The 25,380-nt window shown below is 64.8% G+C and carries 25 protein-coding genes and 1 riboswitch; of the genes, 1 reads left to right on the top strand and 24 read right to left on the bottom strand.

The window, feature by feature from the left end:
• The 13 genes from IE071_RS01395 to IE071_RS01335 all read right to left on the bottom strand — a co-directional run bounded on the left by IE071_RS01395 (position 1) and on the right by IE071_RS01335 (position 14,927).
• Positions 1-1,302 (bottom strand): ABC transporter permease, encoded by a 1,302-nt coding sequence (locus IE071_RS01395; protein WP_189440838.1) that lies wholly within the window; start codon positions 1,300-1,302, stop codon positions 1-3.
• A 25-nt stretch (positions 1,303-1,327) separates the two neighbouring features.
• On the bottom strand, positions 1,328-2,560 hold the full coding sequence (locus IE071_RS01390; RefSeq protein ID WP_189439397.1) for an ABC transporter permease: 1,233 nt from the start codon (positions 2,558-2,560) through the stop codon (positions 1,328-1,330).
• A 7-nt stretch (positions 2,561-2,567) separates the two neighbouring features.
• Positions 2,568-3,875 carry an ABC transporter permease gene (locus tag IE071_RS01385; protein ID WP_189439396.1) on the bottom strand — a complete coding sequence of 436 codons (1,308 nt, stop codon included), beginning with the start codon at positions 3,873-3,875 and terminating at the stop codon, positions 2,568-2,570.
• Between the two features lie 59 nt (positions 3,876-3,934).
• Entirely contained in the window at positions 3,935-5,188 is a 1,254-nt protein-coding gene (locus IE071_RS01380; RefSeq protein ID WP_189439395.1) for an ABC transporter permease, read from the bottom strand.
• A 10-nt stretch (positions 5,189-5,198) separates the two neighbouring features.
• Complete coding sequence (locus tag IE071_RS01375; protein ID WP_189439394.1) at positions 5,199-6,524, bottom strand: ABC transporter permease; 1,326 nt, start codon at positions 6,522-6,524, stop codon at positions 5,199-5,201.
• 135 nt (positions 6,525-6,659) lie between these two features.
• Positions 6,660-7,898: an ABC transporter permease gene (locus tag IE071_RS01370; protein ID WP_189439393.1), complete on the bottom strand. Its 1,239-nt coding sequence runs from the start codon at positions 7,896-7,898 to the stop codon at positions 6,660-6,662.
• Between the two features lie 10 nt (positions 7,899-7,908).
• Positions 7,909-9,219 (bottom strand): ABC transporter permease, encoded by a 1,311-nt coding sequence (locus IE071_RS01365; protein WP_189440837.1) that lies wholly within the window; start codon positions 9,217-9,219, stop codon positions 7,909-7,911.
• A gap of 65 nt (positions 9,220-9,284) precedes the next feature.
• Complete coding sequence (locus IE071_RS01360; RefSeq protein WP_308427757.1) at positions 9,285-10,637, bottom strand: TolC family outer membrane protein; 1,353 nt, start codon at positions 10,635-10,637, stop codon at positions 9,285-9,287.
• The gene (locus tag IE071_RS01355; protein WP_189439392.1) at positions 10,637-11,359 is read right to left on the bottom strand and encodes an ABC transporter ATP-binding protein; all 723 of its coding nucleotides are present in this window, start codon (positions 11,357-11,359) and stop codon (positions 10,637-10,639) included. The genes IE071_RS01360 and IE071_RS01355 overlap by 1 nt, the downstream gene beginning before the upstream one ends.
• 168 nt (positions 11,360-11,527) lie before the next feature.
• Complete coding sequence (locus IE071_RS01350; RefSeq protein ID WP_189440835.1) at positions 11,528-12,799, bottom strand: efflux RND transporter periplasmic adaptor subunit; 1,272 nt, start codon at positions 12,797-12,799, stop codon at positions 11,528-11,530.
• 175 nt (positions 12,800-12,974) lie between these two features.
• Positions 12,975-13,475 (bottom strand): hypothetical protein, encoded by a 501-nt coding sequence (locus tag IE071_RS01345; protein ID WP_229792693.1) that lies wholly within the window; start codon positions 13,473-13,475, stop codon positions 12,975-12,977.
• A gap of 184 nt (positions 13,476-13,659) precedes the next feature.
• Positions 13,660-13,863 carry a hemin uptake protein HemP gene (gene hemP / locus IE071_RS01340; RefSeq protein WP_189439390.1) on the bottom strand — a complete coding sequence of 68 codons (204 nt, stop codon included), beginning with the start codon at positions 13,861-13,863 and terminating at the stop codon, positions 13,660-13,662.
• An 89-nt stretch (positions 13,864-13,952) separates the two neighbouring features.
• Entirely contained in the window at positions 13,953-14,927 is a 975-nt protein-coding gene (locus IE071_RS01335) for a potassium channel beta subunit family protein (RefSeq protein ID WP_189439389.1), read from the bottom strand.
• Between the two features lie 137 nt (positions 14,928-15,064).
• Between IE071_RS01335 and ahr the strand changes: the two genes are divergently transcribed.
• The gene (gene ahr / locus IE071_RS01330; protein WP_189439388.1) at positions 15,065-16,078 is read left to right on the top strand and encodes an NADPH-dependent aldehyde reductase Ahr; all 1,014 of its coding nucleotides are present in this window, start codon (positions 15,065-15,067) and stop codon (positions 16,076-16,078) included.
• 7 nt (positions 16,079-16,085) lie between these two features.
• Here the strand turns inward: ahr and IE071_RS01325 are convergent, their stop codons facing one another.
• The 11 genes from IE071_RS01325 to glyA all read right to left on the bottom strand — a co-directional run bounded on the left by IE071_RS01325 (position 16,086) and on the right by glyA (position 25,366).
• Positions 16,086-16,610: a phosphatidylglycerophosphatase A family protein gene (locus IE071_RS01325; RefSeq protein ID WP_189439387.1), complete on the bottom strand. Its 525-nt coding sequence runs from the start codon at positions 16,608-16,610 to the stop codon at positions 16,086-16,088.
• Positions 16,607-17,575, bottom strand: coding sequence for a thiamine-phosphate kinase (thiL, locus tag IE071_RS01320; protein ID WP_189439386.1), 969 nt, complete (start codon positions 17,573-17,575; stop codon positions 16,607-16,609). Before thiL ends, IE071_RS01325 begins: the two co-directional genes overlap by 4 nt.
• A gap of 41 nt (positions 17,576-17,616) precedes the next feature.
• Entirely contained in the window at positions 17,617-18,162 is a 546-nt protein-coding gene (locus tag IE071_RS01315) for a GNAT family N-acetyltransferase (protein ID WP_189439385.1), read from the bottom strand.
• Positions 18,162-18,608: a transcription antitermination factor NusB gene (gene nusB / locus IE071_RS01310; protein WP_189439384.1), complete on the bottom strand. Its 447-nt coding sequence runs from the start codon at positions 18,606-18,608 to the stop codon at positions 18,162-18,164. The genes IE071_RS01315 and nusB overlap by 1 nt, the downstream gene beginning before the upstream one ends.
• The gene (gene ribH, locus IE071_RS01305; RefSeq protein WP_189439383.1) at positions 18,608-19,069 is read right to left on the bottom strand and encodes a 6,7-dimethyl-8-ribityllumazine synthase; all 462 of its coding nucleotides are present in this window, start codon (positions 19,067-19,069) and stop codon (positions 18,608-18,610) included. Before ribH ends, nusB begins: the two co-directional genes overlap by 1 nt.
• A 45-nt stretch (positions 19,070-19,114) precedes the next feature.
• Positions 19,115-20,065 (bottom strand): muramoyltetrapeptide carboxypeptidase, encoded by a 951-nt coding sequence (ldcA, locus tag IE071_RS01300; RefSeq protein WP_189439382.1) that lies wholly within the window; start codon positions 20,063-20,065, stop codon positions 19,115-19,117.
• Between the two features lie 79 nt (positions 20,066-20,144).
• On the bottom strand, positions 20,145-21,236 hold the full coding sequence (gene ribBA, locus IE071_RS01295) for a bifunctional 3,4-dihydroxy-2-butanone-4-phosphate synthase/GTP cyclohydrolase II (RefSeq protein WP_189439381.1): 1,092 nt from the start codon (positions 21,234-21,236) through the stop codon (positions 20,145-20,147).
• Between the two features lie 132 nt (positions 21,237-21,368).
• Positions 21,369-22,010: a riboflavin synthase gene (locus IE071_RS01290; protein ID WP_189439380.1), complete on the bottom strand. Its 642-nt coding sequence runs from the start codon at positions 22,008-22,010 to the stop codon at positions 21,369-21,371.
• Between the two features lie 130 nt (positions 22,011-22,140).
• A riboswitch (FMN riboswitch) is annotated at positions 22,141-22,335 on the bottom strand.
• 108 nt (positions 22,336-22,443) lie between these two features.
• A complete protein-coding gene (gene ribD, locus IE071_RS01285) occupies positions 22,444-23,505 on the bottom strand; it encodes a bifunctional diaminohydroxyphosphoribosylaminopyrimidine deaminase/5-amino-6-(5-phosphoribosylamino)uracil reductase RibD (RefSeq protein WP_189439379.1) in 1,062 nt (353 codons plus the stop codon).
• Positions 23,506-23,580: 75 nt separating this feature from the next.
• Positions 23,581-24,102, bottom strand: a complete 522-nt coding sequence (nrdR, locus tag IE071_RS01280) for a transcriptional regulator NrdR (RefSeq protein ID WP_189439378.1) — start codon at positions 24,100-24,102, stop codon at positions 23,581-23,583.
• A 10-nt stretch (positions 24,103-24,112) separates the two neighbouring features.
• Positions 24,113-25,366 (bottom strand): serine hydroxymethyltransferase, encoded by a 1,254-nt coding sequence (glyA, locus tag IE071_RS01275; protein WP_189439377.1) that lies wholly within the window; start codon positions 25,364-25,366, stop codon positions 24,113-24,115.
• Between the last annotated feature and the right edge of the window lie 14 nt (positions 25,367-25,380).

Genomic DNA, 25,380 nt, shown 5'->3' with positions numbered 1-25,380 from the left:
TCAGATCACCTTGAGTTGAAGCGCTGGGGCGATGTGGCAGGCGCGCCATGCCGGCAACAGTCCGGCGACAAGACTCACGACAAGCGAAATCGCAAACGTCGCCGCAAACATCGGCAGATCGAGATGCGCGAGGTCGGCGTAATCCGCTGGCGTATGACGGATGCCCCATAACCCGGCCAGTGCCAGCAAGAGCCCCAGCACGCCGCCAGCCATGCCCACGATGACTGCCTCCACCAGGCACTGCAGGAAGATCTGTTGGCGCGAGGCGCCCAGGGCACGGCGCACGCTGATCTCGGTGGTGCGGCGCAGGAATTTGACCAGCAGCAGACCGGTCGTGTTCATCAGGCACACCAGCAGGAACCCGAGTGCGATCCAGCTCTTCAGGCTGACATCGCTGGGTACCACACCGTTCTGGTCGAGCCACTGCATCACGCTGGGCAACGCAGTGCGCGGCGATCCGGCCTGGACATAGCGTCCAAGCGCCTGCTGCTCGCGCGCATAGTTGTCGAGAAACTGGCGGTATGCCTGCGCCTTGGCGGGACTGTCCAGCTCGACCCAAAAATTCAGCCACAGGCACGGCTGGTTTTCGAGATGCAGATCATCCATGGTGTTGCCGTAGCAGTTGAGGCTGTAGCCGGTGATCCCGAGCTCGGCCAGATCACGCGAAGTCAGGAACGGGATGAACACCTCGTCGCCATCGCCATAGCTCTCGCGATCGAGTTCGTAGAAATGCGGCGTGGGTCGCCAATCGTCGATCACGCCGATCACGCGGAAATTCCACTGTCCCAACCGGATGCTCTGGCCAAGGCCGCCTTCGCCGTGAAAGAGCCGGTCGCTGGCGCTGCGCGAAATCACCGCGACCCTGGCCTTGGCCAAGTCGTCGGCCGCTGTCCACGCATTGCCCTGGGTGAAGCGGACGCCGAACATCGGGAAGAAGTCCGCCGTGGTCGCCAGTGTGTGCAGGCTCATCGGCCTCGAACCGGCCTGCGCCGCCTTCGTCTTGACGTTGCCGCCGACCATGATCGCCTGCCGGTCGGCGCGCCTGGCCTGCCACAGGTTCACCGCATCGATGTAGTTCATGTTTCCGGGCAAAGCCGGAGCCGCCGTCGGCGTCGGATCGACCTGCGGGTAGAACAGCTGCCCGCTGCGGCCCGGCAATGGATCACCGGACAGCAGATGAAACACCGTCAACGTCGTCATGCTGGCGCCGATACCGAGCCCCATCGCCAGCACCATCAGGGCGGTAAGCACACGGTTCTGCTTCAGACTGCGCAGGGCAAGGTCGAGGTAATAGGCGAACATGCTCACGCGTCCCTTGCCGGCTGCATCACACGCTCCTCGTGGCTACTACCGGCGGCACCGCCGCTGCGCGCAGTGCAGGACCCAGCACGGCCACTTGCCCGATCAGCCACAGCACGACCGCGCCGATCGGGAAATAGACGGCTGGAAGTCTTGGCAATTCGTAGTGCAGCATCAGGAACAGGTTGATGCCGTAGGCCAGCACCATGCCAAGCGCGATGCCGATCGTGGCGAGCAGGAAGTTCTCGGTCTGGAAGTAATGCAGGATGTTGCCGCGCGTAGCACCGAGTGCACGGCGCACACCGATCGTACGGCGGCGCTGCGCCACCCAGAAGCTGGCCAGGCCGACGATGCCCAGCGCGGTGACGATCAGCAATGCCACAATCACGCCAACCAGCATGCCCGCCATCGCACGATCATCCTGGAAAAACTTCCGGCGCACTTCGTCGAAGCTGCGTTTGGTGGTCACCACTCGCTGCGGGTCGGCCTTCTTCAATGCGGCGAGTGCGGCGGTCAGCACGCTCGCACGATCTTCTGGCCGGGTGCGGATCAGATAGCTCTGATCCTTGTTCGCTCCCATGCGTATCGGCACCACCATGGTGTATTGCGCCTTGGCCGTGTCGTAGGCATTCGGCCGCGCCAGGCTGTCGAGCACACCGACCACGCGCAGGCCCACGACGGGCGTGAGGTAGATGATGCGGCCCAGTGGGTTCTGTCCCGGCCACAGGCGTTCGGCAAGGGTCTGGGTGATCAGGGTCACATGCGGCAGGCTCTTGCTTTCGCCAGTGCCGAGCGCTTTCAGCGCCGTCTCCACGTCGACAAAGTCATCGGGCTGCAGGTCGCGCCCGGAGACCAGCCGCGTGCCCAGTGTCGGCACCAGGTTTTCGCCGAAGTAGGTGGTGGCGAAGAGCGTGCGCTCGGGCTGCGCCGGGTCGAGCCGGATGTTGCCGTTCGAGGACGAGCTGCCGAACGGCACCTGGTTGGAGGAAGCCACCGAGATCACTCGCGGCACTTGCCTGAGCAGCGCCACATCCTCCGCGAGGCGGGCATACGGATTGGATGGTGCCGTCACGTCGGCGACCTGAATCTGCAGCAGCTCGTGTTCGGCTACGCCACTGGGCATGTCCATGCGCTGCAGACGCTGGCCGATCAGGAACACCGCATTGCAGACGATGGCGCAGGTCAGCGCGATTTCCAGGATCAGCAGCCATGACGTGAGCTTGTGCCGGCGCAGCGTGGAAAGGATCGGAAGAATGTCCATGCTCACCTCAGTTGCTCTTCAGTTGCAGCGTCGGCGCGATCTGGCAAGCGCGCCAGGCGGGCAGCAGGCCGGCCAGCAGGGTGGCGCACACCGCCAGCACGAAGGTGGTGAACAGCATGCTCAAGTCCAGATGGGCCAGCGCGGCATAGGCCGAAGGCCGCTGCCGCACCAGCCACAGCCCGAACAGCGCCAGCAGCAAGCCACCGAAACCACCGACCAGACCGACCACGCCGGATTCGATCAGCAACTGCGCGAACAGCGCGCGCCGCGACGCACCCAGCGCGCGGCGCACACCGAGCTCGCCCGCGCGGCGCATGAACTTGGCCAGCATCAACCCCACCGTGTTGACCAGGCACACCAGCAGGAAGCCGAACGCCAGCCCGTTCTGCAGGCGCACGTCGTCGGGTACCACCATCTGGTAGTCCAGCCACTGCATCACGTTGCGCAGGCGTACGTTGGGCGCGCGCTCGAATCGGCCCAGCGCCTTCTGGTCCTGTGAGTAGTGCACCAGAAATTCCTTGTATGCGGCTGCTTTCGCGGGACTGTCCAACTGCGCCCAGAACTGCAGCCATACGCAGCTATCCGAAGGCAGGATGCTGCCGACGCCGCCACCGCCATTGCCCCAGCAATCGGTCGATCCGTTGCGATCCAGCCGCAGTTCCAGCATGGTCTGCAACGGCAGGAACACCTGCTCGCCATACGCGTAGGAGCCCGTATTCAGATCGTAGAAGTGCGGGTTCGGCTGCCAGCTGTCCAGCACGCCGACGACGCGGAACGAGGTTCCCGCCATGCGCAGCGTGCGGCCCACGCTGTTGGCTCCGCCGAACAGCTTGTCGTTGAGCGACCTCGCGATCACCACTGCGCGGGCCTTGGCCTCGCCGTCCGCCGCAGTCCAGCCGTGGCCGTACAGGAACGGCGCGTCGAACATCGCGAAGAAATCCGCCGTGGTGTAACGCGCCTCCACATAAAACGGATCGAGCGAGGACTGCTCGGGCTGGACCGGCACCGAGCCGCCGCTCATCAAGGCCTGGTGGTCCGCGCGCCCGGCATGCAGCAGGTTCAGACCATCGATCAGGGTGACCTGATCCGGTGGCTCCTTGTTCGGCTGCATACCCTTGATGTCCTGCGGATCGACCTGCGCGTAGTACAGCTGTGCGCTCTTGCCGGGCAGCGGATCGCCCGACAGCACATGCAGCACCGTCAACGTGGTCATGCTCGCGCCGATGCCGAGCGCGATCGCCACCACCATCAGCGCGGTGAGCGCCTTGTTGCGACGCAGGCTGCGCAGTGCCAGGTCAAGGTAGTAGCTGAACATTCCATTCCCCGTCGGTTATCTCCTCCCCCTGCCGCGCAGGGAGAGGAGTTGAAAGAACCTCAAGCCGCGCGCGTCGCCACCACCGGCGGCACGTTGGACGCGCGCCGTGCCGGCACGAACACCGCGCCCTGCCCAAGCGCCAGCACCGCGACGATGCCAGCCAGCACATAGGCCACCGGCAGGCGATCCATTTCGAATCGGTGCATCAGCAACAGGTTGAGGCCGATCGCCAGCAGCAACCCGATCACCGCGCCGACGCTGGCGATCACCAGGTTCTCGATCTGGAAGTAATGCAGGATGTCGATCTTGCGTGCGCCCAGCGCACGCCGTACGCCGATCTGCCGATGGCGCTGGCCGACCCAGAAGCTGGTGAGGCCGACGATGCCGGCGGCAGTGACCGCCAGCAGGATCAGGCACACCACGCCCATCAGGATCGCCATGCCGACATCGGCGCGATACGCATCCGCGCGAATCTGCGCGAACGACTTGATGCTGTCGTCATCGAGTACGCGCATCCGGTTCGTCGCGTACAGCGTCGGCGTCACCGCATGCATCGCCGCGTCCAGCCGGCCCGGCTTGGCACGGATCGCGTAGCGCGAGAAGTTCGCGTTCAGGCGGGTCGGCGCCAGCGTCGCATACCAGGTGAAGCTGCTGGTCCAACTGCCCACCGCCGGCACCTGCATGCGCTCGACCAGGCCGATGATGGTGGTCGGCGCAGGATCGCCGTTGAAATAGACCACCTTGCCCAGTGCATCGCCCTTCGGAAACAGCTTGTCGGCGAGTGCCTTGGTCAGGATCACGATGGACGGCTCACGCTGGTCACGCATGGCCTGATGCTGCACATCGGCGGCGGTGAATGCCCGACCGGCCACCAGGTGCAGGCCGAGCGTGCTCAGCACCTGTTCGTCGCTGAAGTAAAACGTGGTGCGTGCGTTGCCGGCGCGCAGATCCTTGCCCGGCTGCAGCGACACCGAACCGTTCCACGACGAGTTGAGCAAGGGCAGCGAATTGATCGGCGTCACCGAGGCCACGTCCGGCAGCGCGCGCAGCGCGGCGAGATCGGCCTGCTGCAGGCTGTCGAGCTTGTCCACGCTGGCCGGGTCGTCGCCGCTGGGTGCGCCCACCCATTGCTGGCTGATCAGGAACAGATTGTTTTCGTCGAGGCCGGTCGGGCGGTTCACCCGCTCGATACGCTGGCCGATGATGAATACCGCGTTGCAGACGATCGCCAGGGTCAGCGCGATCTGCAGTGCGATCAGCACCACGCCCGCCTTGTGCCGGCGCAGGGCCGAGATCATGGGATGCAGAGTCATGGTGTGATCCTCAATTGCTCTTGAGCTGCCACGCGGGTTGCACGCGTGAAGCACGGAAGGTGGGATACAACCCGGCCAGCGTGGTCGCCACGACGGCGACCAACAGGGTGAGCGCGAGCAGCGAGAAGTCCAGTCGGGCCAGCGAGGCGATGTCCTTGGGCAGGACCCAGCTCACGCTGGCCACGCCAACGCCAGTCAGCAACAGACCCAACACGCCGCCGGCCAGTCCGATCATGCCGGCCTCGGTGAGGAACTGTGCATAGATCGCCCCACGTGGTGCACCCAGCGCGCGGCGCACGCCGATCTCGCTGCTGCGACGCAGGAACTTCGCCAGCAACAGTCCGGCGGTGTTGACCAGGCAGACGATCAGCAGGCCCAGTGCCACCAGCAGCGATACCTTGGTGTCGCTCGGTACCACCTGCTCGTGGTCGAGGAAAGCCGGCACGTCGCGCAAGCGGTTGTTCGGTGCCCAGCCGAAGCGACCCGCCGTCTGCTGATCCTTCGCATAGCCATCCAGCCAGGAACGATAGGCGCTGACCGCGGCGGCGTCATCCAGCTGCACCATGTAGGCGATCCAGATGCAGCTGGACTGCTGCAGGCCGACGAAGCCCGACTGGGCTGGGATCTCGCTGCAGTTGGTATTGCCGTCGTTGGGCATGCCCATCGCAATCGCGCGTTCGAACGGCACGAACACATCCTCGACGCCGGTGGAGAAGCCACCGGTGTTGACCACGTCGTAGAAGCGCGGCTGCGGGTTCCAGCTACCGAGCACACCGACCACTCGATAGTCCTTGCCTTCAATGCTGACCGTGCGGCCCACGCTGTTGACGCCGCCGAACAACTTGTCGTTGAGCTTGCCGCTGATCACGGCCACGGCAGCGCGCTGGCTATCGTCGTCCGCGCTCCAGCCGTTGCCGTAGAGAAACGGCACGTCGAGCATCGGGAAGAACTCGCTGTAGACCGCGTGTCCGCTCACATTGATCGGATGCTTGCTGGCATCGGCCGGCACCACCGACGGCGAGATCTGGTACATCGCCGACTGCAGCTTGCCGCGATGCGCGCGCATCAGTGCCATCGCGTCGGTGTAATCCATCGCATCCGGCGGCTCGTTGTCGGTGCTGTTGGGGCCGCGGCCTTTCGGTCCCCACATGTCGATCTGCGGCACGAACAATTTTGACGATTTCCACGGAATCGGATCACCCGACACCGCGCGGAATACCGACCACGTAGTCATCGACGCGGCCACGCCGAAGCCGATCGCCAGCACCATCAGCAAGGTCAGGCCGGGACTGCGCTTGAGGCTGCGCAATGCCAATTCGAGGTAGTAGTTGAACATTCCAAATGCTCCAGGTTTTGTCTCCTCCCCCTGCAAAGCAGGGGGAGGTCGGGAGGGGGTAAAGCTTTTGACGTCAAGATCAAAAGCACCCCTCCCCAGCCCTCCCCTGCTCGCAGGGGAGGGAGAAAAAAAACATCACACCGAACGCGTCGCCTCCACCGGCGACACGTGCGAGGCACGCAGTGCCGGCGCCAGCACCGCAGCCTGACCGAGCAGCAGCAACGCGACGACACCGGTCGCCACATAGGTCAACGACAGTCGCGCCGTTTCGAATTGGGTCACCATCCACAGGTTGATGCCGATCGCCAGCACCGCACCGACCAGCACGCCACCAATGCCGATCAGCAGGTTTTCGGTGAGGAAGTAATTGAGGATGTCGCCGCGGGTGGCACCGAGCGCGCGGCGCACGCCGATCTGCTTGCGCCGCTCGCCGACCCAGAAACTGGTCAGACCGACGATGCCGGCGGCGGTGATCGCCAGCAGCACTACGCTGATGATGCCCATGAGGATCGCCATGCCGCGGTCGCTGTCGTACGCCTTGTGACGAATCTCGGCGTAATCCTGGATGCCGTCCTTGGGGTCGATCATGCGCATGCGGCTCTGCGCGTACAACGCCTTCGGCGCCTCGCGCATCGCGGCGGCGAGCTGGCCGGGCTTGGCGCGCACGATGTAGAAGATCCCGCGCGCGTCGTCCGCGCGCAGCGGCCAGATCAGCGACTGCCCGGCATAAGGCTGGTTCCACTGACCCGTACCCTGCCGGTGCAAGGGGTCGACGATGCCGATGATCGTGCTGGGCGTTGCGCCCATCGCATAGAAGCTCTTGCCCAGTGCCGAACCATCGGGGAACAGCCGGTCGGCGAGCGTCTTGCTCACGATGGCTACCGGCGGAATGATCGCCTGCTGGGTACCCAGCTCGACGACTTCGTCGGGATGGAAGTTGCGCCCCGCGATCAGGTGCACGCCCAACGTGTCGAGCAGATGCTCGTCGCCGGTGTACACCGCGGAGTCGGTGGTCGGCTCGACCTGATCGGGCGTCATCGTGACGAAGTTGTCCCAACCGCCGCCTTGCAGCGGATAGCCGCTGGCCGGAGCAGCGTCACGCACGCCGGGCAGTTGCCGCAACGCGAGCAGGTCGGCCCGCACCTGCGCGTCGACCTGTTGCGTCGACTGGTCGACGGCCCACTGGTTCTTGATCACGAACACGTTGGCCTCGTCCACCCCGCTGACATCGGACATGTTGGCCAGCCGCTGATGGATGATGAACAGCGCGTTGCACACGATCGCCAGGGTCAGCGCGATCTGCAACGCGATCAGCACGGTGCCCGCCTTGTGCCGACGCAGCGCGATGAGGATGGGTTTGATCTGCAGGCTCATCGGCGCACCCCTAGTTCGACTTCAACTGCCATGCCGGCTGCACGTTCGCAGCGCGCCAGGCGGGATAGAACGCCGCGATCATGGTCGCAACGATCGCCACCAGCATGGTCAATCCGATCAGCGAAAGATCGAGATGCGCCAAACGGGCGATCTGTGGCTGGAACAGGATGCCCACGCCCGACACGCCCACCGCGGTGAGCAGCAGGCCCAGCACGCCGCCGGCCAGTCCTACCGTGCCCGCCTCGATCAGGTACTGCGCATAGATCTCCCGCCGCGTGGCGCCCAGCGCGCGACGCACGCCGATCTCGCCCGCGCGGCGCAGGAATTTCGCCAGCAGCAGGCCGATGGTGTTGACCAGGCAGATCACGAAGAAGGCCAACGCCACGATCAGCGAGATACGGCTCTCCGGCGGCACCACATGCTCGTGATCGAGCATCTGCACCACGTCGCGCAGGCGCACGTTGGGTGCCCAGTTGAAACGGCCGGCGCGCTGCTGATCGGCGGCGTAGCCGTCGAGGAAACGGCGGTAGCGTGCAACCTCGGCAGCGCTGCCCAGCTCTACCCACGACGTGATCCACACGCAATTGCTCTGCAGCCAGCCATCCCAGGTGGTGAAGGTGAGCTTGCCGCGGCAGCTGTTGCGGCCACCCGTGCGCATCTGCAAATCGAGCGCGCGGGTGAACGGCATGTAGAAATCCGAGGCGTCGTCGAAGCCGTCGGTGCTGAACAGGTCGAAGAAACGCGGCCGGGGATCCCAATGGCTGGTCACGCCCACCACGCGGTAGTCGTGTCCGTTGAGCGTGACCGTGCGACCCACACTGTCGGCGCCACCGAACAGCCGCTGATTGAGCTGATCGGTGATGACCACGTCCGAGCCACGCGACTCGTCGTCCTGCGCGCTCCACCCCGAGCCGTAGAGGAACGTGACCTCGAACATCGGGAAGAAATCACTGCCGACGGCGTAACCGTTGGCGGCAATGGGAAGATCGCTGCTACCGCCGGGCATCACCGACATCTGCACGGGATACAGCAGCGTCTGACGCTTCGCCTCGTGTGTCCGCATCAGCGCCATCGCATCCGTGTAGTCCAGCCCGTCCGGCGGCTCGCCCTTCACGTTCTGCTGCGGTCCCCAGCTGTCGATCTGCGGCGTGAACAGTTGCGCCGACTTGTCCGGGATCGGATTGCCCGATACCGCGCGGAACACGGAATACGTGATCATCGACGCCGCCACGCCAAAACCGATCGCCATCACCATCAACGCCGTCAGCGCCGGATTGCGGCGCAGGCTGCGAAGACCGAGTTGAAAGTAATAGGCGAACATCATTCACATCTCCACGGAAATAGCTTCTTCTCGCCGGCGCCCCGCGCCAGATACTTCGGCGCCACTCAATCGAGCAGCTTGTTGATGTCCTCCAGGTCGTGCACGTCTACCGAACCTGCAGCCCGTTTGAGCAGCAGCTTGTTGAGGATGAACTGGTGGCGCACCACGGTGTATTCGCTCTGCACGTTGGCCAGCGTCTGGATCGCGAACACCACGTTGGTGAGGCTCTGCGTGCCGATCGCGTAGCCGGCGCGCATCGAGGTCAGCGACTTGCGCGCCGCATCCACCGAGGTCCGCGTGGTGTCCACCTGATCAATGCCGTCGACCACCAGGTTGTAGTAGTTGTTGGCGTCGCGCGCGGCCTGGCGACGCTGGGTTTCCAGCAGGCCCTCGTCCTCGTCTCGCTGGGCGATCGCCTGGCGCACCTGCGACTGGGTCAGGCCACCGCTGAAGATCGGCACACTCAAGGTCAATCCGATCGTGGTGACGCCAGGGCCATAGGCGGCCGCACCCGGCACCGCACTGGACCAGCTGCCGAACTTGCCGTACTGCACGCTGGCGTTGAGCGTGGGCAGGTGCCCCGCGCGCGCCGCGGAAATGCGGTGCTCGTCGGCCTTCACCGCGTAACGTCCCGCCAGGATGACCGGATTGCTCTGCATCGCCGCATCCACCCATGCCTTCGCATCGGCCGGCACGGGCGCCTGCATCGGCAGGTCCTCGCGCAGTTTCTTCAGCGTGCCGGTGGGCTGGCCGGTGATCTGTTCCAGCGCGTGCCGTGCATCTTTCAGATTGTCCTGGGCGGTGATCCGCTGCGACTTGATGTACAGGTAATAAGCCTGCGACTGGGTCATGTCGGATGCGGTGGCCAGACCGTTCTTGAAGCGCGTGCTGGACTGCTCGAACTCCTGCTTGTAGGCATCCTCGTAGGCGTTGTAGACGTCGAGGTTGTCCTGCGCGATCAGCACGTTGAAGTAGGCCGCCGATACGCGCACATAAAGATTCTGCAACGCCGCCTGATAGGTCTGGTCACCCGAATCCCGGCTGGCCTGCGCAGCCTTGAGGCTGGCGATGGCCGACAGGTTGATGATCGGCTGGCTGAGCGTGCCGCTGAGATCGCGCTCGCGCGTATGACCACCCGTACCCGTGTCGACGATATTGCCGTTCGAGTTGGTGACGGAGCCATTGGCGCCATGGATCTGTTCCAGACTCAGCCCGACCGACAGCTGCGGCAGCAGGGCCGAGCGTGCCTGCGGCACGTTCTCGGCCACCACCAGACGTGCGGCATCGGCCGTGCTCAACACGGGGTCGTTGGCGAGCGCCTGATGGTAGGCCTCCATCAGGTCCTCGCCGTGGCCCGGCATCGACACCAGTCCCAGGCAGAGCATCAGCGGTAGCAGTTTCACGCGCATGGAGGACATCAACCCTGATTTGCTTCGTGACGCGCCTTCTCGGCGGCGTGGAAGCGCGGATCCTCGGACAGATCCACCACCTGGCCATCGATGATGTGCACGTTGCGCTGCGCGCGTGCCGCCAGTTCCGGGTCATGCGTGACCATCACGATGGTGGCGCCTTCGCGATGGATGTCCTCGAGCAGTTCGAGGACGCTGCGCGCCATCTGCGTGTCCAGGTTGCCGGTCGGTTCATCCGCCAGCAGCAGGCGCGGCGAGCCGGCCAGTGCACGAGCGATCGCCACACGCTGCTGCTGACCACCGGAGAGTTCGGCCGGGTAGTGCTTGGCGCGCGAGGCCAGGCCGACACGCTCGAGCGAATCCATGATGCGCTGCTTGCGCTCGGCCGCCTTCATGCCGCGGTAGCGCAGCGGCACTTCGATGTTGTCGAACACGTTGAGGTCGGGGATCAGGTTGAACGCCTGGAAGATGAAACCGATCTTCTCGTTGCGGATCTTCGAGCGCGCGTTGTCGTTGAGGTTGCTCACCTCGATGCCGTCGAGGTGGTACTCGCCACCGCTGAAGGTTTCCAGCAAGCCGGCAATGGTCAGGAAGGTAGTCTTGCCGGAGCCGGACGGACCGGTGACGGCAACGAACTCGCCTTCTTTCACGTCGATGTTGAAATCGCGCAACGCATAGGTCTCCACCACTTCGGTGCGGTAGACCTTGGACAGGTGGGTCATCTTCAGCATGGTTGTTCCTCGGTGGTGGTAGTGGTTTTTGCTCCTCCCCCTACTCGTAGGGGGAGGTCGGGAGGGGGTGAGGTTTTGACTCTGAGAGCAAGAGCCTCACCCCTCACCTAAAGGACTCCCTTCGGTCGCCCAACCCTCCCCTGCTCGCAGGGGAGGGAGTAAATGTGGTCAGTTGCTGATCGCGACGCGGGCCGCGCCCTTGAAGCTGTCGGTGCCGGAAATCACGATGCGGTCGCCTTCCTTCAGGCCATCGAGGATCTCCACCTTGTCGATGCTCGAGGCACCGACGCGGATCGGGGTCTTGCTGGCGATGCCGTCGCGCACCAGGTAGGCATAGCTGCCGCCGGACTCGTCGACGAACGAGCCGCGCTGCACGGTCAGCACGTTGTCGCGCTTGTCCAGCAGCACGCGTACCGAAAGACGCTGGTTCTGGCGCAGCTGCTTCGGCGTCTCACCATCGAAGCGCAGACGCGCGGCCACCTGGCCATTCACCACTTCCGGCGAAATCGCGCTGACCAGGCCCTTCCATACATGCCCGTTGCCGCTGATCTCGCCGGACATGCCGATGCCCAGATCACGCGCGAAGCTTTCCGGCACCTGCATCTCCACCTGCAGCGCGGACAGGTCGATCACGCTGAGCAGCTGCGCATCCTTCGCCACGGTGGCGCGCTCGGCGATGAACAACTGGCCGACCTGGCCATCGACTGGCGACTTCACGTTGAGGTCGTCGACCTGGCGCTGCAGGTCCTGCACCACCAGCATCTGGTTCTCGTGTGCGAGCTTCTTGGCCTGGATATTGAATTTCAGACTGTCCCCACTGATGCCGAGGTCAGCTTTGGCATGCGCCAGCGTGATGCGCGCCTTTTCCAGCACGTCCTTGGCCTGGTCGACTTCCACCCCGGTGGCGGCGCCGGCGGCGCTGGCCTTCTGCTCGCGATCGAGGTTGGTCTCGGCGCTCTTCTCGTCGATCTGCGCGTTGTCCAGCGCCTTCTGCAGTTCGCTGCGCTTGCTGCGTGCATCCACTTGCGCCTGCAGATAGTCGACCTGCATCGCATCGGCCTTGGACTGCTCCTGCGCCAGCTTGTTGCGCAGTTCCGGGCTGTCGACGATGGCCAGCACCTGGCCCTTCTTCACCGTGTCGCCGGCATGCACCTGCAGCGTCACCGCGCCGCCGTAGGTGGCGTACATCGTCGGACTGACCGCAGCGACCACCTTGCCCTCGGCGGCGATGTCGCGCACGAACAGACCGCGCTCGACGGTGGCAAAGGCCAGCCGCGAACTGCTGACCGATGCGGATGCCGAGAACAGCCGACCGATGCCCGGCGCCAGCCACACCAGCAGGCCGAGCACGAGTACGCCGCCGCCGATCAGGATCAGCCGGCGCTTGCGGTTGGGTTTGACTTCGACCATGCGGTCTTGCGCGGAAGTGTCGCGAATCATCATGTCGTTCCTGACCGCGGACAGCGCGGTTGCACGACGATCTTTGCAATCCGCGTGCCACGCGGAAATGATCAGATGAATCCTTCTATTTCAACGACTTGAAATTCCCCAAACGAAGGAACCAGGTGTCCGCGGACAATCTACGGACAGCCGGACGAACAGCGGTCACAACGACTCAGCCGCCGGCCGGGAACCGCCATGGAACGGCCTCGGTCCGTGCGATACAGGCCGCCAGATGCCTGCTCATCGACGATACCTGCGTAGCGATCTCGCCGCCGAGAACGTCCAGCCCAGCCAACCGATGTGTATGGAAACGCAGCAGTTGCGCACTGGCCGGGCGGGCATCCGGCGACCCGCTTGGCAGTTTTGCAATAGGCATCGGTTCGCCACCGGCCAGCAATGCATCCCAGGCCAGATAATCGGTATCCGGCAGCAGATGCAGCCGTGCGCATGCGCGGCCATCGCGATCCACACATTCGATCCACTCGCGCGGCCCTTCGACCGTGATCGTGCTGGCGACCCGCAACGAACGGACCTGCATCAGCGGCGCCAGCCGTATCGACTCAACCAGCAGGCCGCGCGGCATCTCCCAGCTTGTCGATATGTCGAATCGCATCGGCATGTAGAGCACATTGCCCAGCGACGGCAAACCTTCGGCCAGCGATACTGGTGTCATGCGCAGATATCGTCTGCTCATCGCGCTGACGGCGGCATTCAGACGGAGTTCCCGCAAACGCTGGACCCATGGAGCGAACATCACTGACCTCCGACAGAACAGCCGGGCTGGCGTTCTCGCGGAACGCACTGGCGAAGGCAGGGAAAACGCGAGTCGGCCCGGCGAACGCGCCGGGCGACGGTGCTTATTTGGTCAGGATCAACTTGTCGTTGCGGGTCAGGCGCAGGTGGTATTCGCTGCCCTGATGCTGGATCACCAACTCACGGGCGCCATCCAGCAACGATTGACTGGAGATATGCCGTGTCGCTGCGACAGCGGACGTTGACGACGCCAGTTGTACCGATCGCGACAACGACGGCTTGCACAGGGAAAGGACAGGCAGCGACATCGGAATTCCCACAGGGAGTCAGTGACGAATCAAATGATAATGATTCTTATTTGACTGTCAAGTTGCCCTGCGCGAAATCGCTGCCGCACTCAAGCCGTTTCGATGACTTGCCGGATGCGCTGCGCGACCGCCGCGTCCAGCCGCGGCAGGACTTCCAGCGCGTCCAGATTCTGCTCCAGTTGCTCGCGCCGGCTGGCGCCCAGCATCACGGTGGAAACGTGCGGATTGAGCAGGCACCAGGCGATTGCCAGCTGCGCCAAGTGCACGCCCAGTTCGTCCGCGATCGGCTGCAGCGCACGCACCTTGTTGATGCGTTCGTTGCCATGACCCAGCACACCCTCACGCAGCCACTCGTAACCGGGTTGGGTCAGCCGCGAATCGGCCGGCACGCCGTCGTTGTACTTGCCGCTCAACAAGCCTGAAGATAACGGCGACCAGATCGTGGTGCCCATGCCATAGGCCTCGTACAGCGGCGCGTACTCCACTTCCACCCGTTCGCGATGCAGCAGGTTGTATTGCGGCTGTTCCATCACCGGTGCATAGAAATGGTTTTCGCGCGCGATCCGGTGCGCCTCGTGGATCGCCTCGGCCGGCCATTCGCTGGTGCCCCAGTACAGCACCTTGCCCTGGCGGATCAGCGTATCTATCGCCGCCACGGTTTCCTCGATCGGCGTATCCGGATCGGGACGATGACAGAAATACAGATCCAGATAGTCGACGCGCAGGCGCTGCAATGCCTGCGTGCAGGCCTCCATCACGTGCTTGCGCGACAGACCGCGCTGGGTCGGCAGCGGCTTGTCGTAGGCGCCGAAGAACACCTTGCTGGAGACGCAATAGCTGTCGCGCGGAAAGCGCAGATCGGCCAGCACGTCGCCCATCACCTGTTCGGCCACGCCGTTGTTGTAGGTCTCGGCGTTGTCGAAGAAGTTGACGCCGCGATCGTGCGCCAGCGCCAGCAGCTCGCGCGCCTGCGTGCGACCGACCTGCTTGCCGAAGGTGACCCAGGCACCAAACGACAGCGCGGACAGTTGCAGACCGGATTTGCCAAGGCGACGGTAAAGCATGGGGATGCTCCGATGACGGGAAAGACCGTCAGCATGACAACAGTCGCGTTGCCACGTCCAATCCTTGCGTTGAAGGCAGCTGTCGTCATGGGCACAACGGCGTAGTCTTGGGCTTTCCCCTCGCAGCGGAGTCCGTCATGTCCACGATCAAAGGCTGGGCCGCCAATGCCGCCGGTCAACCGCTCGCACTGACCACGTTCGACGTGGGCGCACTCGGCGCCGAGGAAGTCGAAGTCGCGGTGGACTACTGCGGCATCTGCCACTCGGATCTGTCGATGATCCACAACGAATGGGGCAACGCGCGCTACCCGTTCATCCCCGGTCACGAAGTGATCGGTCGTGTCACCGCACTGGGCGCGCAGGCGAAGGGGCTGAGCATCGGCCAGCGCGTCGGCATCGGCTGGACCGCCGAAAGCTGCATGCACTGCTGCCAATGCCTGTCCGGCGATCAGAACCTGTGCGCGTCATCAGTCGCAACCATCGGTGGCCACCACGGCGGCTTCGCCGACAAGGTGCGCGCGCATTGGGCGTGGGCAGTCCCGCTGCCCGAAGACATCGACCTCACCAGTGCCGGCCCGCTGTTGTGCGGTGGCATCACCGTTCTCAAGCCGTTCCTCGCCTACGACATCAAACCCACCGCACGGGTGGGCGTGGTCGGCATTGGCGGGCTTGGCCACATGGCGGTGAAGTTCGCTGCCGGTTGGGGCTGCGAAGTCACCGCGTTCACTTCCACTGCCGCGAAGGCCGATGAAGCGCGCAGCTTCGGCGCGCATCACGTTGTCGCCAGCCGCGATGCTGCAGCGATCAAGGCGATCGCCGGCTCGCTCGACCTGCTGCTGGTGACCGTCAACGTGCCGATGGACTGGAGCGCCTTGCTCAACACGCTCGCACCCAAAGGGCGCATGCATGTGGTCGGCGCGGTGCTCGAACCGATTCCGGTACCGGCATTTTCCCTGATCGGGCGCCAGCGCGAAGTCTCCGGCTCACCCACCGGCTCACCGGTCGACATCGCCCGCATGCTGGATTTCGCCGCCCGCCACGATATCCGCCCGCAGGTGGAGATGTTTCCGATGAGCAAGGTCAACGAGGCACTTGCCCACTTGGAAGCGGGCAAGGCGCGCTACCGGATCGTGCTGGAGGCGGGTAGCTGAGTCGCTGCTACGACAGGAAGTGCAATCCCAACGCCAGCACGAGTGCGGCGAACACGCCGGCGACCACGTCGTCGATCATCACGCCCATGCCGCCTTTCACGCGCCGGTCGAGCCAACTGATCGGCCATGGCTTCCACACGTCGAACAGGCGGAACAGCACGAAGCCGGCCAGCAGCATCCACCACGCGAATCCGCTGGCCGGCAGCAGCGCGGGAATCAGCAGCGGCAGCAGCGCGATCCACTGGCCGATGAATTCGTCCCACACCAGACTGCGATGGTCGTCCACGCCCAGCGTGCGACCGGCCACATTGCACGCCCACACGCCCACGCCGAAGCCGATCAGCAACACGAGCAGATACAGCGGCAGCGACAGCTCGCGCAGCAGCAGCCATGGCAGCAGTGCGGCCAGCGAGCCGAACGTGCCCTGCGCTACCGGCGTCAGGCCGGAGCCGAAGCCGCAGGCCAGCCAGCCGGCTGGCGTCGCCAGCAAGGCGCGGCGTTGTTCCCTACTCAGTGTTTTCTTCGCGCTCACGCGAAATGCTCCCAGCCCGGTCGATCGGTTGCCAGCCACTCGCCATCGGTGCCGCGCACGCGCACACCGGTGCCTTCCACGATGCGACCGATCTTGCTCACGCCGCAGCCGAGTCGCGACAGATCCGCCTGCACGTCGGCCACGCGTTGTGCGGGCACGCTGAAGCACAGCTCGTAATCGTCGCCGCCACTCAGCGCGAACTGCAGCGCGCTGACCTCGTCGTACAACGCCATCAGCGCCGACGAGCGCGGCAGCAGCGCAGCATCGATCTCGGCGCCGACACCGCTGGCAACGCAGATATGGTTCAGATCGGCGAGCAGGCCATCGGAAATATCGATGCAGGCACTCGCCTGACCACGCAAGGCGGCACCGGCAGACAGACGCGGCGTCGGCAGATTGAGCCGCTCGATCAGGTAGTCGCGCAGACCGGAGCGACCATCACCATCGTCCAGCGGATGCTGCAACGCATGCAGACCGGCGGCGGCATCACCGAGCGTACCGGTGACCAGCACCGCATCGCCGACCCGCGCACCGGCGCGGATGAGCGCCTTGCCCGGCGGCACGAAGCCGTGCACGGCCACACTGATGCTCAAGGGTCCGCGGGTGGTGTCGCCGCCGACCAGGGCGAGCCGGTGCGATTGTGCCAGCTTCGCAAAACCTTCGGCAAAACCTTCGACGAAGGCGGCATCGGCGTCGGGCAAGGTCAGCGCCAACAGCGCCCAGGCCGGGCTCGCGCCCATCGCCGCCAAGTCCGACAGGTTTACCGCCAGCGCCTTCCAGCCGATATCGGCTGCGGCGGTGCCGCGCGGAAAATGCACTCCTTCGACCAGCGTGTCGATCGCGACCGCCAATTCCTGTCCGGCCGGCACCGCCAGCACTGCGGCGTCATCGCCGATACCGATGCGTACATCGTCACGCGGCTGGGCGGTGAGTTCGCGGATACGCTCGATCAGTCGGAATTCCATGGCGTACGACCTGCGTGGATGAGTAGGCCCTGCCGGTGAAACTAACGGCTGAAGACCAGGGTGGGAGCATCGTGATAGGTGGTTTCCTGCCACAGCTTGAAGCCGGCTTTCTCCGCCACGCGAATCGAAGCTAGGTTTTCCGGGGAGATAATGCACACCGCACGCAGCGTGCCGAAATACTGTTCACCCCAGGCCGTGGCGGCGGCAACCGCTTCGCTCGCATAACCCTTGCCGTGCGAGTGAGCCGCAAGCACCCAGCCGAACTCCAGCATGCCCGCCAGCGAGGGTTGCATGTCGCGATGGAAGTCGGCAAAACCGATGTCACCGACGTAACGGCCCGTGTCCTTTTCCTCGACCGCCCAATAGCCGTAGCCCAGCAGGTTCCACAGGCCGATGAACTGCAGCAGACGGCGCCACACTTCCTCGCCGGTGAGCGGGCGGCCGCCGAGATAACGGGTGACCTCCGGATCGGACAACATGGCCGTGCGGGCGGCGTGATCCTCGATCCGGTGCGCACGTAGCCGCAGCCGCGGCGTTTCCAGCACCGGCACCGCGCCTTCGTACCGCGCTTCCCTGGCGCGCTCCATCAGCCGCGCTTTTCGATGGCGCGCAACTCGCCGGCCAGCTTGTCCAGCACACCATTGACGTAGCTGTGGCCGTGATCGGCACCGAAGCGCTTGGTGACTTCGATCGCCTCGTTGATCACCACACGGTACGGCACGTCCGGGCGAAACTTCAGCTCGTACGCGGCGAGGCGCAACGCGGCGCGTTCGATCGGATCGATCTGCGCGACTTCGCGGTCGATATGCGGACGCAAGGCTTCGTCGAGCGCAGCGACATTCGTTTCCACGCCATGCAGCAGATCCTCGAAGTACTCGAGATCGGCCACTTCCATGTCCTGCTCATGCCGGAACTGGTCGATCACCGCGTTCATGTGACTGCCGCTCATCTGCCACGCGTACAGCGCCTGCAATGCGCGGCGGCGGGCACGCGAACGCGCCTGCATGTCGAGACCCTGCGGGTGCTGGCTCATCACAGCTTCCCGTACAGGTTGACCATTTCCAGCGCGGCGATCGCGGCGTCGGCACCCTTGTTGCCGGCCTTGGTGCCCGAGCGTTCGATCGCCTGCTCGATGCTGTCGGTGGTCAGCACACCGAACGCGACCGGCACGCCGGAGCTGTAGGCGGCTTGGGCCAGGCCCTTCGCGCACTCGCCGGCGACGTAGTCGAAATGCGGGGTGGAGCCGCGGATCACTGCACCCAGTGCGATCACCGCCGCGTACTTGCCGGAGTTCGCCAGCTTGTGCGCGGCCAGCGCGATTTCCCACGCGCCGGGCACGCGGATCAGATCGATCGCGTCATCCTTCACGCCATGGCGTACCAGTGCGTCCCGCGCGCCAGCCACCAGCGGCTCGACGACGAAGCCGTTGAAACGGCCGGCGACGATGGCAAAGCGGCCTTTCGGCGTGGCGAAATCGCCTTCGATGATCTTCATGAGTTGCTGTTCCTGTGGGCGATAAGCCCATGCTGGTCGGCTATTTTACGGGTTTTCGACGGCACTGGCCGGCGCGGGTCGGTTGAGGTGCGGATAACCGGAAAAATCCAGCTGTGCGCGGCCGCCCGCCACACGCAGCCGCGCCGGCGCGCTGAACGGTAAGGTGAGTTGCTGCTCGCCATGACCGTGCGGCATGCCGCCCACGACGGGAATGCCGGCCACCGCGCGAATCTGCGCAAACGCCGCGGCCAGATCGTAGCCATTGTCGCGCGCACTGGGCTGGCAATGGCTGAAGTCGCCCAGCACCAGCGCCCGCTGCCGGCCAAGCACACCGGAAAGGTGCAGCTGGTACAGCCACCGTTCGATCCGGAACGGCGGCTCGCCGACATCCTCGACAAACAGGATGCCACCCTCGATCTGCGGGAAATACGGCGTGCCGAGCAGGCTGCACAGTACGGCGAGATTGCCGCCCCACAGCGGGCCTTGCACATCGATCTCGTTGGTCGTCGTGGCTGGCCATGCCGCGGTGGAGGCCGGTGAGGTCAAGGTGTCCCAGAAATGCTGCCAAGTGAACTCGCTGCAGGACTCCGCGCCCAGATCCGCCAGCAGCGGCCCGCTGAACGTGTACAAGCCAGTCTTTGCATACAGCGCCAACTGCAGCGCGGTGAAGTCGCTATGCCCCACCAGCAGCGTGGACGCATCGGCCAAGCGTTCGCGCAAGGCGTCGTAATCCAGATGAGGCAGCAGGCGCGAGGCGCCATAACCGCCGCGCGTCACCAGCGCGATATCCGGCAAGGTCCCCATTGTCGCCAGCGCATTGATATCGGCGACGCGCTCGGCGTCGGTGCCGGAAAAACGTTGTTCGGTTCGCTGCAGTACGTCCAGGCCATCCACGACACAGCCTGCTTCGCGCAATCGCGCCACGCCGCGCGTCATCGCAGCGGGGTCGTACGGGTAACCGGATGGAGCGATCAGGCGGATGGTGATATCGGACATGGCGCGTCGTCGTCTGGAAAGCTTGAGTATGGTTTGCCGGACATGGCGTCGCCATGGCAACGCGATGCCCGGCATGAGGCTACACGTACTCGACCACCTCCAGCCCGAAGCCACCCAGACCGACCAGCTTGCGCGGCGTACCGAGCACACGCAGCTGATGCACACCGAGATCGGCCAGCATCTGGGCGCCGAGGCCGAGCTGGCGCCACTCCTGCTGCTGCGCCTCTTCAGGTGCCTGCGTGCTGGGTTGGCGGTTGAGCCGGGCCAGCAGCGCTTCGGGCGTGTCTTCACCGGACAGCACCAGCAGCACGCCGCGATCCTCGTCGGCAATGCGGCGCAACGCCGAGGTCACGGTAAGGCCGAGATCATCGCGCTGCAGATGCAACACGTCGGACAAGGTGTTGCGCACATGCACGCGGGTGAGCACCGGCTTGCCGTCGTCGACCGCGCCGCGCACCAGCGCGAAATGCAGGCCACGCCGGATCACGTCGCGATACGCCACCAGCTGGAACGTGCCGAACTCGGTTTGAACCTGTTCCTCGTGCACGCGCTGCACGGTCTTTTCGGTTTCCAAACGGTAGCGAATCAAGTCAGCGATCGAACCGATCTTCAGGCCATGTTTGGCGGCAAAAATTTCCAGCTCGGGACGGCGCGCCATCGAGCCGTCCTCGTGCAGCACCTCGATCAGCACCGCCGACGGCTCCAGCCCGGCCAGCGCGGCCAGATCGCAACCGGCCTCGGTATGCCCGGCGCGGGTCAGCACGCCGCCCGGCTGCGCAGTCAGCGGAAAGATGTGGCCGGGTTGGGCCAGATCCTGCGGCTTCGCATCAGCCTTCACCGCGACCTGGATCGTGCGTGCGCGATCGTGCGCCGAGATGCCGGTGGTCACGCCTTCGGCCGCCTCGATCGAGACGGTGAAGTTGGTGTGGTATGACGAGGTATTGTCGCTGACCATTGGACGCAGACCGAGCTGGCGCGTGCGCTGCTCGGTCAGCGTGACGCAGACCAGCCCGCGCGCCTCGCGCACCATGAAGTTGATGTCCTCCGCGCGCACTTTCTCGGCGGCCATGATCAGGTCGCCCTCGTTCTCGCGGTCCTCGTCGTCGAGGATCACCACCATGCGGCCGGCGCGGATGTCTTCGAGGATTTCGGGAATGGTGTTGAAAGGCATGGCGTGGGTCTCGTTGAGATGTTCTCCCTCCCCTGCTTGTAGGGGAGGGTTGGGGAGGGGTGCTCTTGATTCAAAGTCAAAAGCTTCACCCCCTCCCGACCTCCCCCTGCATGCAGGGGGAGGAGCTAAAGGTCAGGCGAAGCCGTGCTGCTTGAGGAACGCCTCGTCCAGTCGCGGTGTCTCGCCACTGGACAACAGTCGCTCGATATAGCGCGCCACCACGTCCACCTCGATGTTCACCGCGTCGCCGACACGCCGCGCATGGAACGCGGTGTGCTCGACCGTATGCGGAATCAGGTTGACGCCAAAACGATGCCCGGCAACTTCGTTGACGGTGAGGCTGGTGCCGTCGATGCAGACCGAACCCTTCGCCGCGATATAGCGCGAGATCGCCGCGGGCACCTCGAACGTCCAGCGCTGCGATCGACCATCGGGCGTGATCGACACTACTTTGCCGAGCCCGTCGACATGCCCGGAAACCAGATGGCCGCCCAGCCGGTCGGCCAGACGCAGCGCTTTCTCCAGGTTCACCGGATCGCCGGCCTTCAACTTGCCCAGCGAGGTCAGCGACAGCGTCTCGTTGGAGACGTCCGCACTGAAGCCACGCGACTCCAGCGTGACCGCAGTAAGGCACACGCCGGACACGGCGATCGAATCGCCCAGCTGCACATCGGCAAGATCGAGGTCGGCCGTATCGACAGCCAGGCGCACGTCGCCGCCACGTGGCTCAAGCCGCGCGATGCGCCCAACGGACTGGATGATGCCGGTAAACATCAGCGCACCTCCGGCAGGAGGGGGATGTTCGCAATGCTCAAGATCAATTTCATGAAACGTTTCCCGCGTCAGAAACTGCGAAAAACGCCCCAAGGCATGAGGCCAGGCGCGCGCCGTGAAGCGCCCGCCCTGCCGTCTTCTCTTTATCCGGACTGTGAGGAACGCGGTTTCCCGCTTCCAACCGTCGGCTCCGGCATCTGACCGGATCTGCTGACCCCCGGCTTCTCCTCGCGGAATCGACCGGGGCGCTCGCGGGCTCGTTGTCGGGCGTTGAACCCTGCAACCTACCGCCGGTGGGGAATCTCACCCCGCCCTGAAGACGCTATGTGATGTTCGCCGGTTTGGCCGGCTGGCGCAGTCTAGCACCCGACATGCGAGACAGCTCGCCGCGATCACGGGAATGCAGCGTTCGCCAACGCGCACAACGCCGAACTCAGGCAGGGCGCAGTTGCAGTCGCCAATCCGCACCGAGCTGGCGCTGGTCGATCACCCGCAGCTGCCAGCGACTTGTCATGTCGCTGAGCGAGGGCAAGTGCAGCAGCGGGCGCGCGCTGTCGCCCAGCAGCAACGGCGCGACATAGAGCAGCAGTTCATCGACCAGGCCTGCCGCAAACAGCGCACCACACAGGGTCGGGCCGGCTTCGACATGCACTTCGTTGCAGCCGCGCCCGGCCAGCAGGGCAAGCACGGCGCGCAGGTCGAGCTTGTCGTTCTGGGTGGCCACCGCCATTCGCTCGACTCGCTCGAAACGGTTATCGGCACCGGATTCCGCGGCGCCATGAAGCAGCAGCGTCGGTGTCGAACCGTCCAACACATGACTGCCCGCCGGTATGCGCAGCTGGCGATCGAGGATCACTCTCAGCGGCGGCGTGAATTCCTCATCCTGCGGCAGGCGCACGGTGAGCCTGGGATTGTCCGCCAGCACGGTGCCGCTGCCGCTGAGGATCGCCGAGCTGCGCGCGCGCCAGCGCTGCACGTCGGCACGCGCGGCTTCGCCGGTGATCCATTTCGACTCGCCATTGCCCAGCGCGGTACGGCCGTCCAGACTCATTGCGAGTTTCACCCGCACGAACGGACGGCTACGCTCGATCCGGCTGAAAAAACCGATGTTCAACTCGCGCGCGGCCTCGCACAGCAGGCCGACGTCGACCGTGATGCCGGCGGCACGCAACCTAGCCATGCCGCGGCCGTCGACTTGCGGAAACGGATCCTCTGCCGCGACCACCACACGCGCCACGCCGGCGGCAATCAGCGCCTCCGCGCACGGTGGCGTGCGGCCGTGATGCGCGCACGGCTCCAGCGTGACGTAGGCGGTGGCGCCACGTGCACGCGCGCCGGCTTCGCGCAACGCGTACACCTCGGCATGCGGCTCACCGGCACGCTGATGGAAACCCGTACCGACAACCTCGTCGCCATGGGCGATCACGCAACCCACGCGCGGATTCGGCTGGGTCGTATAAAGGCCACGCTCGGCCAGGCGCAGGGCGTACGCCATGTGTTCGTGATCGGATGCGCTGAAAAATGACGGGGTCGCTGACATGCCGGACATTCTGGCAGATGCGCCCGGCGATCAGCTCTTCTTGCCGCGCTTGACGTCGCCTTCGCCGAGCAGCGAAAGCTGCAGGCTCTCCAGCCCCGGAAGGTCGCGTTCCAGTTTCTCGATCTCTTCGCGGAATGCCTGCACGTCCTCGAACTTGCGGTAGACCGAGGCGAAACGCACGTAGGCGACCTGATCGAGGTTCTTCAGCTCGCGCATCACCAGCTCGCCGAGCTGGCGCGACGGCACTTCACGCTCGCCGCTGCGGCGCAGGTCGTTGATGATGGCGCGCACGGAAGCGTCCACGTCATGACTGGCGACTGGCCGCTTCTGCAGCGCACGCTCGAAACTCACCCGCAACTTGCGCTCGTCGAACACCTCGCGCCGCTCGCCGCTCTTCACGATCGTCGGCAGCTTCAGCTCGGCCGTCTCGAACGTATTGAAGCGCTCACTGCATTGCGGACACTCGCGCCGACGACGCACGGTGCTGCCGTCCTCGGTCAATCGCGAGTCGATCACGCGAGTGTCTTCGTGCTGGCAGAAGGGGCAATGCATCCTTAGCGAATCAACCGTAGACCGGGAATTTCTTGCACTGCGCCGTCACCGCATCGCGCACTTTCGCGATCACCGCCTCGTCGCCCGGCGCATCCAGCACGTCGCAGATCCAGTTCGTCAGCTCGATGCAGTCCGCTTCCAGATAACCGCGGGTGGTGACCGCCGGCGTACCCACGCGCAGGCCGGAGGTGACGAAGGGCTTGCGCGGGTCGTTCGGCACGGCGTTCTTGTTGACCGTGATGTGCGCGTTGCCCAGCGCCTCTTCCGCGGCCTTGCCGGTGACTTCCTTGCCGATCATGTCGACCAGCATCAGATGGTTCTCGGTACCGCCGGAGACGATCTTGTAGCCACGCGCCATGAAGGTCTTGGCCATCGCCTTGGCGTTCTTCACCACCTGGGTCTGGTAGGCCTTGAACGCGGGCTCCAGCGCTTCCTTGAACGCCACCGCCTTGGCGGCAATCACATGCATCAGCGGACCGCCCTGGATGCCGGGGAACACGATCGACTGCAGCTTCTTCTCGATCTCTTCGCCGGCGTCCTTCGCCACGATGATGCCGCCGCGCGGGCCGCGCAGGGTCTTGTGGGTGGTCGAGGTCACCACGTGCGCATGCGGCAGCGGGCTCGGGTATACATCGGCGGCGATCAGGCCAGCGACGTGCGCCATGTCGACGAAAAACAGCGCGCCGACCGAGTCGGCGATCTGGCGCATGCGCGCCCAGTCGACCACCTGCGAATACGCGCTGAAGCCGCCGACCAGCATCTTCGGCTGGTGCTCGGTGGCAAGGCGCTGCACTTCGTCGTAGTCGATCATGCCGTTGGCATCGACGCCGTACTGCACCGCGTTGAACAGCTTGCCGGAAATATTGACCTTGGCGCCGTGGGTGAGATGGCCGCCATGCGCCAGGCTCATGCCGAGGATCGTGTCGCCTGGCTGCAGCAGCGCCAGATACACCGCCTGATTCGCCTGCGAGCCGGAATGCGGCTGCACGTTGGCGTAAGTGGCGCCGAACAGCTGCTTCAGGCGTTCGATCGCCAGCGTCTCGGCGATGTCGACGTACTCGCAACCGCCGTAGTAGCGCTTGCCCGGATAGCCTTCGGCGTACTTGTTGGTGAGCTTGGAACCCTGGGCTTCCATCACACGCGGGCTGGCATAATTTTCCGAAGCGATCAGCTCGACGTGGTCTTCCTGGCGCTGACCTTCATCGGCGATGGCCTTGGCCAGTTCATCGTCATAACCGGCGATCGTGCAGTTCTTCGGAAACATTCTGGCCTCGACAG

This window comes from Rhodanobacter panaciterrae, assembly GCF_014651895.1.
Classification (GTDB): Bacteria; Pseudomonadota; Gammaproteobacteria; order Xanthomonadales; family Rhodanobacteraceae; genus Rhodanobacter; species Rhodanobacter panaciterrae.
This window is presented reverse-complemented; position numbering and strand designations above follow the sequence as displayed.